Here is a 2,643-nt window from a genome sequence, read left to right as displayed (position 1 = left end):
CGACCTACGGTTTAGAAGACCGTTGCTCTATCCAGCTGAGCTATCGCGACATCAAAACTCAACAAAAAACATTATATCGGATAATCGACATGGTGTCAATATCATTTTTAAATCAATTAAAATTTTTATAATGAATTAATTTCACTAAATTGAGCTGACAATGATTTATCATCAACGCCAAGGTCTACTATACCAAATTTTAGGAACATTTTCCAGGAAAATTGGAAATCTTTTTTAGAATGATTATAAAAACCGTTAAACATCATTCGTTTAATTGATAAATATACTTGATTAAAGTCACGATCAGCATCAATGCTTGTGATTTTGTTATAATCTTCTTCATCAATAACGATTACATCTAACCAGTTATGAACGCTAGCAAACAACAAGTAATACTTCATTACGTTGGCAACGTCTTTAGTAATCATTTCCTTATAGTTTTTTACATCAATATTTTCTTGATCTTTTTTATATACAGAGAAACGCTTTGAATCCTCTGCTAATTTAGCTAAAGATAAATCCAATTGGATAAATAGCTTTTGTTGCTTATTATTGCCGTTTAAGAGCAATTGTTGCTTTTGCCCCATGTTATTGAACTTGGCAACAGCTTGTTGAATCATTTCGTCAAATTTTAGCAATCTAAACACCTCACATTCCATTTTATCATTATGACAAACGTTTGAAAAATAAAAAAGAGCCGGCAATAAGCCGACTCTTTTTTAAATGGTTATTAGTATTTTTCCATGTATTGGTTACGTTCCCAATCAGAAACTTGAGCACGGTAAGCATCGTATTCTAAATGCTTAGCAGCTAAGTAACTGTTGAAGATCTTTGAACCTAATGCATGTTTCATTGTTTCATCAGCAGATAATTCTTCTAGAGCATCTAGTAAGTCATCTGGTAAGTTAACAATTTCGTTTTCTTTTCTTTCTTGAGCATCCATTCTGTAGATGTTACGGTCAACACTCTTAGGAGGTACGATACCGTTCTTCAAACCATCTAGACCAGCTTCTAGAACAGAAGCAATTGCTAGGTATGGGTTTGCTGAAGCATCAGCACTTCTTAATTCAAGACGTGTAGCTTGTCCACGAGCATTTGGTACTCGGATAAGTGGAGATCTGTTTGAACCAGACCAAGCAACGTAAACTGGTGCTTCGTATCCAGGAACAAGACGTTTGTATGAGTTTACTAATGGGTTACAAATTGCAGTGTAACTCTTAGCATGTTTGATTAAACCACCTAAGAAGTGGTAAGCAGTTTCTGATAACTTCAAGTCACCATTTTCGTCGTAGAATACATCACCACTGTCGTCAAATAATGACATGTTTAAATGCATTCCAGAACCATTGATACCACTTAGTGGTTTTGGCATAAATGTAGCGTATAAGCCGTATTTTCTTGCGATTGTTTTAACAACTAATTTAAATGTTTGAATATTGTCTGCAGCGTTTAGAGCATCTGCATATTCGAAATCAATTTCATGTTGACCAGGAGCAACTTCGTGGTGAGCTGCTTCAACGTCAAAGCCCATTTCTTCCAAAGTTAGAACGATTTCACGACGACAGTTACCACCTAAGTCAAGTGGTGCCATATCAAAGTAGCTACCTTCGTCATTTAATTTAACAGTTGGTTTGCCATCTTCATCCATCTTGAATAGGAAGAATTCAGGTTCAGGTCCAATGTTAAATGATGTAAATCCAGCATCCTTCATGTCCTTTAGAACACGGATTAAGTTATTTCTTGGGTCACCTTCAAATGGTGTTCCATCAGTCTTGTAAACTTCACAAATAACTCGAGCAATCTTACCGCGTTCTGAACTCCATGGGAAAATCATCCAAGTTGATAAATCAGGATGTAAATACATGTCACTTTCTTCGATTCTTACGAATCCTTCGATTGATGATCCATCAAACATAATCTTGTCATTTAATAAATCATCTAATTGACTGATTGGAACTTCAACATTCTTTAAAGTTCCTAAAACATCAGTAAACATTAAACGTAAGAATTTTACGTCCTCTTCTTTAACAATACGACGAATGTCGTCTTTTGAATAATCATGCTTTGTAGCCATATACACCTACTCCTAACGTATTCAACATTAAATTAGTTAAAAAGAATTATTTGCAGCATCATGTGAATTTAATCCACCGATGTTCAAAAGTTCATCAGATAAAATTTTACGTGCTTCTTGATCAGTTAATTCCTTCGTATCGTTATTCTTGTTATCTTCTTTACGCTTCTTGTAGATTTCTTGAATCTTAGCAATATTTAAACCTTCGTCTAAATAATCCTTAATTTCTAAAATCACATCGATATCATTCAAAGAATACATACGGCGGTTACCATCATTTCTTTCAGGTGAAACCAAACCCTGTTCTTCGTAATATCTAATTTGTCTTGCGGTCAAGCTAGTTAACTTCATAACAGTTCCGATTGGAAGTACTGAAAGCGAACGTCTTAAATCCTTTTCTTTCATATCTAACTCCTTCTAACAACATTATAATAACATTATATTTTAATATGTCAACATTTAATGTAATAACTTCTAACATATTATGGCACTTTTTTGTCATTTAGCCAATTAAATACATCTTTTTCGATGTTTTTTACAACTTCCATGTTAGATATTATGTCATACCA

At 33.9% G+C, this 2,643-nt stretch carries 3 protein-coding genes; all 3 read right to left on the bottom strand.

From position 1 onward, the window contains the following. Positions 1-125: 125 nt before the first annotated feature. Complete coding sequence (locus M3005_RS05970) at positions 126-638, bottom strand: hypothetical protein (protein ID WP_053792721.1); 513 nt, start codon at positions 636-638, stop codon at positions 126-128. A 92-nt stretch (positions 639-730) separates the two neighbouring features. Further along, positions 731-2,074, bottom strand: a complete 1,344-nt coding sequence (gene glnA, locus M3005_RS05965) for a type I glutamate--ammonia ligase (protein WP_034531055.1) — start codon at positions 2,072-2,074, stop codon at positions 731-733. A gap of 36 nt (positions 2,075-2,110) precedes the next feature. Then, positions 2,111-2,479 (bottom strand): MerR family transcriptional regulator, encoded by a 369-nt coding sequence (locus M3005_RS05960; protein WP_053791775.1) that lies wholly within the window; start codon positions 2,477-2,479, stop codon positions 2,111-2,113. Positions 2,480-2,643 lie beyond the last annotated feature (164 nt).

It is taken from the genome of Apilactobacillus sp., from assembly GCF_025290035.1.
In the GTDB taxonomy this organism is placed as follows: Bacteria; Bacillota; Bacilli; order Lactobacillales; family Lactobacillaceae; genus Apilactobacillus.
The sequence above is the reverse complement of the archived record's forward strand: the minus strand, read 5'-3'. Positions and strand labels throughout refer to the sequence as shown.